General features: G+C 67.6%; 7 protein-coding genes and 1 tRNA gene. 4 read left to right on the top strand and 4 right to left on the bottom strand.

Annotated elements, in window-relative coordinates; genetic code table 11:
* Window positions 1-234 precede the first annotated feature (234 nt).
* The 3 genes from AB4039_RS32535 to haaN all read right to left on the bottom strand — a co-directional run bounded on the left by AB4039_RS32535 (window position 235) and on the right by haaN (window position 2,102).
* Entirely contained in the window at window positions 235-891 is a 657-nt protein-coding gene (locus AB4039_RS32535; protein ID WP_442272471.1) for a contact-dependent growth inhibition system immunity protein, read from the bottom strand.
* A 22-nt stretch (window positions 892-913) separates the two neighbouring features.
* Window positions 914-1,240 (bottom strand): RNase A-like domain-containing protein, encoded by a 327-nt coding sequence (locus AB4039_RS32540; RefSeq protein WP_442272472.1) that lies wholly within the window; start codon window positions 1,238-1,240, stop codon window positions 914-916.
* A gap of 451 nt (window positions 1,241-1,691) precedes the next feature.
* A complete protein-coding gene (gene haaN, locus AB4039_RS32545) occupies window positions 1,692-2,102 on the bottom strand; it encodes a cyclophane-containing RiPP N-acetyltransferase HaaN (protein WP_442272473.1) in 411 nt (136 codons plus the stop codon).
* 31 nt (window positions 2,103-2,133) lie between these two features.
* On the opposite strand from haaN, the gene AB4039_RS32550 reads away from it, so the two are divergent.
* Together AB4039_RS32550 and AB4039_RS32555 are read left to right on the top strand one after the other, a co-directional pair.
* Entirely contained in the window at window positions 2,134-2,922 is a 789-nt protein-coding gene (locus AB4039_RS32550) for a hypothetical protein (RefSeq protein WP_442272474.1), read from the top strand.
* 531 nt (window positions 2,923-3,453) lie between these two features.
* Window positions 3,454-3,526, top strand: a tRNA-Arg gene (locus AB4039_RS32555).
* A 166-nt stretch (window positions 3,527-3,692) separates the two neighbouring features.
* Here the strand turns inward: AB4039_RS32555 and AB4039_RS32560 are convergent.
* Window positions 3,693-4,007, bottom strand: coding sequence for a deoxyxylulose-5-phosphate synthase (locus AB4039_RS32560; RefSeq protein ID WP_266839657.1), 315 nt, complete (start codon window positions 4,005-4,007; stop codon window positions 3,693-3,695).
* Between the two features lie 228 nt (window positions 4,008-4,235).
* On the opposite strand from AB4039_RS32560, the gene AB4039_RS32565 reads away from it, so the two are divergent.
* Together AB4039_RS32565 and AB4039_RS32570 are read left to right on the top strand one after the other, a co-directional pair.
* Entirely contained in the window at window positions 4,236-4,580 is a 345-nt protein-coding gene (locus AB4039_RS32565; RefSeq protein ID WP_442272475.1) for a hypothetical protein, read from the top strand.
* 122 nt (window positions 4,581-4,702) lie between these two features.
* On the top strand, window positions 4,703-6,621 hold a 1,919-nt coding region (locus AB4039_RS32570; RefSeq protein ID WP_442272476.1), incomplete at its 3' end, for a hypothetical protein.

A 6,621-nucleotide genomic window follows, 5' to 3' on the forward strand; every position in this document is an offset into this window, starting at 1 on the left:
GCAACATGGGCAGGAGACAGAGCCAAGCTGCCGGCCGGAGCACCTACGAGCCAATCCAGTCCCTCCAGCCGGAGGGTGGCTGTTGCGGCCGATCCCTGATCCGTATCTCAACAGTCAAAGGCAGGCCCGGTACGTAAAACCTCCGCGCACTGGGCCTGCGGGTGTTACCGACAAGGCAGGGCTGGGCCTGGCGAGCCAGGTATCGACCGCCAAGCGATGCCGACTACCCGTCATTCATCCCTGCGTTTGGTGGAGAACGATCTCCCGCACATCCGCCAACCATTGACGCAGCCGCACACCCTTAGGCGGGAAAACGCCAAGCCCCAGCGTCGCCGCCGACTCCTTGAGCATTTGATCCGATTCGTTGAGGATCACGAATTCACGGATCTCGCCCGCCAACTGTCGGAGGTCACTCTCCGAAGCATCTGAAAGGTAGTCGTCCAGAGCCTCCCTGTGCGAGGAGTACTCCAGCGAGAAATCTTGATGGAAGTATGCTGCCAACAGGTGTCGGAGTCCTGGAAAACGCTCTCTCCATTCCCATGAGGTTTGAGGGGGCGACTGGGAGGGAGTTTCCGGCTCTGCGAGGAACTGCCGGAGGTGCCCGCCGATGACGGCAAGACAGCTTTCCACCGTCTTCCCGTGGGGAGGGTGGATGTGAGGCAAGAGGTCGACATCATCCGCGATCTCATCATTGAACAGGCCGGCCTCGAGGAGATCGTCGATTTCGGCTGCCGCCTCGGCTGCGCGCGCGGGCTCGATCGCCGCTTGCCTGAGGTAGGCACTGAGCGCAACTCCGCGACGGTCCTCTGTGTCATCGAAGGCGTAGCCAGTCACTGTATAAGAGCGCAGGAGATCGCGCAGCTCACGGAAACGATCGTTCGACGGTGTCACCTGTTCGTGCCTTACTCTCGAGCTATGGAATGGGATATGAAGTGAGGATTCGGTAGCCGTTCGCAGCGGACGGGTCGCGCTTAAGAACCACTTGCACTCCGTTCACCCATTGCGCGGCGGTTCCGCGTTTGAAGTTCTCCCGGGTCAAACTCAGGCCGGTTGCCTCATCGAATTCCTCAGCAAAGTCCATCTTCTGCCCCTTGGGGCTAGCGAGCCATTCGCACTTGCGGCCATTTGACCCTAACCGCGCCTGATCGTTCGCAACTGTGGAGATCTCAAAGAACAAGCAAAGATCAACTACGCGGACGCCGACGACCGCCGTGACGACCCGTCGGGATGGAACGGACACCGAGGTGGGCCGAGCTGTCGCCTAGTTGAATTGCCCCGGGAGGTTGCGGACGGGTGATGCAGGACTCGGCTGAGGCGTCTTGAACGGGTGAGGGCCTTCCGGGTTCGGTGTGGATTGCGACATCTCCACCGACCAACAGAAGGCCCTCATGCCCCGGTCGCCGGATAGCTACTGCTCAACCGGTTTCAGAGCCCGGTCGGAGGTGTGGGGATCCATCCCCAGCGCGAGACGGTCACCAGTTCCTCGGTCAGGTGGGTGCAGGCTCCGGGAAGATGCGCGTACTGCGTCGGGGAGATCAGAATCGTGTCCGTACGGAAGCGTCGCCACTCTTGCTGAGGTGAGGTCACAGGGCGCGCCTTTGGCACGGATCCGTCCGGCAAGCATGCACAGCCCGCCCAATGACGAAATCACAGCGATCGCAACGCTCTTCCTTCACGGTACCCGCCCACCCTCACGTCGTACCGGTGTCCACACGGTAGACGATCTTCCCGTCGAACTCCGCGAACCCCAAAGACTTGTAGAAGGCGCGCGCGCCGGGGTTGTCGTGGTCCGTCATCCACTCGACCCGACTGCATCCGGGACGAGCGGCGGCCAGGGCACGAAGCTCGTCCATGAGGCGGGCGCCGACGCCCTGGCGGCGGAGGGTGCCGCGGACATAGAGCTCTTTCAGGAAGAGAGAGTGGGAGGAGCCGGCCGCCGGCCAAAGGAACGAGTAGGCGGCGAGCCCGACGAGATCACCAGACTCGTCCTCGACCAAGAGCGCGGACGCCAATGGCGGGGAGCCAAAGAGCGCCTCCTCCACCTGGGAGCGGCGCTCCTCGAGCGGCTGCATCTCGGTCGACCCGTAGAACGGCGACGCCACGGTCCCCAAGGCACCCTCGAAAGCCCGCGCCGTGGAGATCTACGACGAGGACACCGGGCTGATCCGGAGCCGCCGCGTCGACCCGGCCGCCCGCATCTACTACGAGAACGGAGAGAAGACGAAGCGGAAGGTGCGCGGCACCAAATGGTTCTTCGCCTCGGGACGTGACACCGGCTACTGGACCCGCGTCATCTTCAGCTTCGCCCACGTCGCCGGTGGCGAGTACGAGGACGAAGCCGCTATCGCGGTAAGGCAGTTCCGTATGCTGAAGGAGGCGCTGCCCCACTGCATGGGCGTCGTCTACGACGGCGCCTTCCGCGGCGTCCATCGCGACGCCCTCGCGCGGAACGGGCTGCTGGCCATCAACAAGCAGCACGGATCCGTCGCCCCCGTCTTCTACGAACGCATCACCCCCTGCAGGAGCGGCCACGAACTCTGGTGCGACCAAGGCCGCATCGCCGAGAGCATCCGCGTCGACGACGGCACCCGCGTCCTGGAGCCCGTCCCGATCATCAGACTTGAGCACCGGGCCGGAGCCACCAAGAGCCGCTGGTGCCACCTCCTCAAGATTCTTGCCGACACGGAGATCACGACTACCGCGTCCCCGTGGGCATCACCACCACCCCCGCCGACCGGTCCCTCCGCTCCACCGACACCGGCCAGCGCCTCAAGAGCGACACCGAGCGCGGCTTCCACCGAGCCGAAGACCTCCAGCAGATCCCTCAGGCCAGCCTCACCCACCAACTCCTCTACCCCTACCGCGCCGACTCCGAGTCCGTGCACAGCCAGTTCGACCTCAGCCTCTGGAACCGCCGCGTGATCGCCTACGGCGTCGACCGCCAGAAGGTCTTCGTCCTCGGCTTCGCCCTCTCCCAGAACGCCACCAGCCACCAGCCACCAGATCCACCTCGAAGCCCGCAGCAACGCGCAGCAGGCAGCCCGCATCGCCTGACACCCCTCGACCCATCGATGGCGGCCACACCCACCCCGGGGTGTGGCCGTCGCCCTTTGCTCCCCTGCCGGGGCAAGAGGAACAGAACGGACGCCCCAGCCGCCCACCCCGCCCCCGCAACACCCCCAGCCTCCCCGGCTGCCACCCCAGACGCCCAGAAACCCCCAGGTCACAGCCATGCCGTCACCACAGCCCCACGCCTGCGGCAATCCATGCGACCAGCCCCAGCACGATCCGCTAGGCTGTCGGTGGTCAGTCGGCTACTGCGCGCGTGTTGGGGAAAGTGTCCACCCGGGCATCCCCACCCGACATCTGCACATGCCAGCTGACCAGGGCGTTTGACTCGCCGGGGAGGGTGAACCCCACTGGGGTTTCCCTCACGGTTTCCGTCAAGCCCCCGCCTTCGTAGCTCAGGGGATAGAGCACCGCTCTCCTAAAGCGGGTGTCGCAGGTTCGAATCCTGCCGGGGGCACAACGGGAAACGGCCCGGAGCGATCACGCTCCGGGCCGTTTGGCTGCTCCGGCTGACGGCACGACACACCCTGGTACCTCGCACGCGTCGACAGGCACCGTTCCTTGCCGGCGCCGGCCCCTCCGCAAGGACGGAGACGACGCGGCGGCGCCTTCCGCCCTTTCGCCTAGGGGGTGGCGAGGGCGCGTGCGGCCGGGGTCCCGGTGCGTCGTGCGTACGCGAGCCGCTCCCGTACCTCGCGCAGGCTCCGGGGGCGGTAGCCGGGTCCGCAGCCGCAGCAGGCCTGCCGAAAGTCCAGTCCGGCACGGAGCAGGACGGAAACGACCCTCCAGGCGTCCCGGTCCCGCCGTGGCGGAGCTTCGAAGGCGTCACCGGCGAGGAGCATGTCGCGGCGGCATCCCGGGCAGCGGTACGTCCGCGGCTCGGAGTGCTTGAAGGAGACGCGGCACGAGAGGCACACGTACGCGGAGCGGTGGGGCATCCGGCCACTATCCGCCGTCGGGCCGTGCACCGCCATGGGGTTTCCCGCGCGCCGGCCGCCCCGGCCCTTCTTCTCGGCCGCCGCAATTAACAGAATTAATTCTTCGATTTTAGCCGGGCGGTAAGGTGCGCCGCCTTTTTGTTCGACGGAATTCAAGCCAGTGCGGGCGGCAAGGTGACCGGAACGGCACTGGGCCGGTGGGGTGTTCCGCTTTTAGTGTTCTCGGCCATGGAGCTCAACATCGATGCGATTGTCGGTGGAGTCGCGCTCGACGGTGGCATCAAGGAAATCTCGATGCGGCTCATCAAGCAGTGCGCGGCCCCGGATCGCAACCGGCTCAGTGCCGATCTGAGTCATCAGATCAGCCGGGAGCTCGAAAGCCTCGGGCTGGTCACCTTTCCCCGGCGGCTCCCCACGTCCGAGAACGCGTCCGTTTGGGTCATGGCCGCGAGTCATCCGCTGGCACAGGTGGTGCTGGTCGCCTCCGCCTACGCGTCCCTCGACCGGAGCGGCCGGAATCCGCTGCCCGAGCTGTTCGAGAAGTACGCCCTCGCGCGGGACGGGCTGCTGTGATCCGACCGGCGCAGCACGTCAGGTCGGGCGGATTGAGCGGATTGAGCTGATTTCAGAGTTCAGAGTTGAGAGTTCAGAGCTTGAATTTTTAGGCATCAACTAACTTCGGAGGTCACCTGCCCATGCCCGCGAACACCCCCCAGTCCCTCACCGTCACCTGGGGCTCCGAGTCGGTCATCGTCTCCAGCATCGATCGCGACCTCCCGGCCCCCGGCGAGCCTTCCGCGCGGCGGGAGGTCATCGCCGCCGGTGCCGCCAACCCGCAGACCCTGCTGCCCGACGGGGCTTGGCGGGCCATAGCGCGGGCGACCACCATGCCCGAGGGCATCGCCCTGCAGCTGCGCCCGTCCACGGGGGACCCGGGCGGGCTGCTGCTGGAGGAGAACGTCGAGGGCGCCACGCTGCGTTCGGTGGTGACCCGGGTGCACCTGAGCGAACTGCTGCCGGGCATCCAGCCCCGGACCGGCATGGAGGTCAACGAGGTGCCCGACCCGCAGGTGGAGGGGCTGACGCGGGCCGGGCGGCCGTGCGCCGTCGTGCGCTACCGGTACAAGGACTTCGGCCACCTGAAGGACCACGTCTGGCAGACCCTGCACGGCACCCTGTCGATCAACAGTTACGCCTCCTCCATCCTGGCCCGGAAGGTGACCAGGAGCCTGATCACGCACCCGGTCGAGATCACCTTCGAGGACGGCACCCCGTCCTTCCACGGCCTGGTCGTCCGCGACGGCATCACCCGGCTGGCCAGCGCCTGGAACGTACTCGCCGGCCCGGACGCCGACGCCGCCACGACGGCGGCGCACGCGGTCGGATCGCTCTTCGGCGGCGTCCGCCCGGACGCCGGTGGGGCCGCGCCGGAGCTCGACGAGCGGCTGGCCGAGCACCGGGAGCAGTGGCGCGAGGGCATCCGCAAGGAGTTCGCGCACGAGATGGGCCTGCTGGAGCCCGGACTGCGGGCCGCGCAGATCGCCCAGACGTTCGTGGTGCCGGCGCAGATCGCGGTGGGAGCCCAGCACCACCCCGGCCACCCGCTGGCCCCGGAGGACCTCTTCGACGACGCGATCCGCTCGATCCTGGCGAGCGTCCACGTCGACTTCAAGCAGTGGGACGACGCGGCCCAGCACATCGAGGTCATCACGCGCGCCCTCAAGCGGGTCATCCAGCAGGGCGATTCGCCGGTCCCGGCCGAAGACCTCCAAGCCGTCTACGGGCTCGCCGTCGGCCGGACCTCGCCCGACGAGCTGCCCACCGCGTTCCGCGACCACACCATCCCCGGCACCCCGCTGTGGCGCAGCGTCTACCTGGTCCACGCGCTCACCCGGGCCGGGCTGTTCGAGCAGCTGAAGGACCAGGCCAAGACCATCAAGGGCGGTCGGCGGATGGGGCCGAAGGGGTTCGCGGAACTCCTGGGGCCGCTGGTCGACCTGCCGTGGCGCAGTCACAAGCGGGCCGTGACCAAGCAGGCCCGCAACGCGTGGAACAACGGCGGTGTCCTCACCGACGACGTGATGCTGGACTGGGACCCCGTCCCCACCGGCGACTTCACCTCGCTCGTCGGTCCGGCCTCGCGGGGGGACCTGAACGCGCGCTGCACCCTGGCCGTCGCCGGGGGCATCGCCCTGATCGCGGACAAGCTGCTGACGCGCAACGTCGGTTCGGCGCTAAACGCCCCGAAGGAGAAGGGCGGGGTCCCCTTCCGCTCGGACGTGAACCAGGTGGTCCAGGACCTGTCCCGGCAGGACAACGAGCTGGGCCTGTGGACCCTCGCGCTGGCGGCGAACGGCTTCCGGGGCGACGCCCTGCCCGAGAACGCCGTCACCCTGCGCCAGCTGATCCGCAAGGATCCGGACGCCGGGACCCCGGGCCGCACGTACGTCCACTTCAGGGTGGACCTCGCGCAGCCGGACAGGATCGCCCGGGACGAGAACGGGGTCCCGGAGCAGCTGTACCAGTGGGACGTGGTCGCCGCGTCCGACGAGAAGCGGGCGGGGCCGGCGACGGCGGCAGCGGCCGGGGCGGGCACCGGCTCGCCGGGCGCGCC

It is taken from the genome of Streptomyces sp. M-16 (assembly GCF_052114405.1).
GTDB lineage: Bacteria > Actinomycetota > Actinomycetes > Streptomycetales > Streptomycetaceae > Streptomyces.

Excerpts from the sequence above, each read along its gene's own strand:
- AB4039_RS32560 (WP_266839657.1), bottom strand. The coding sequence starts at position 4,007 with ATGCCCCACCGCTCCGCGTACGTGTGCCTCTCGTGCCGCGTCTCCTTC.
- AB4039_RS32565 (WP_442272475.1), top strand. The coding sequence starts at position 4,236 with ATGGAGCTCAACATCGATGCGATTGTCGGTGGAGTCGCGCTCGACGGT.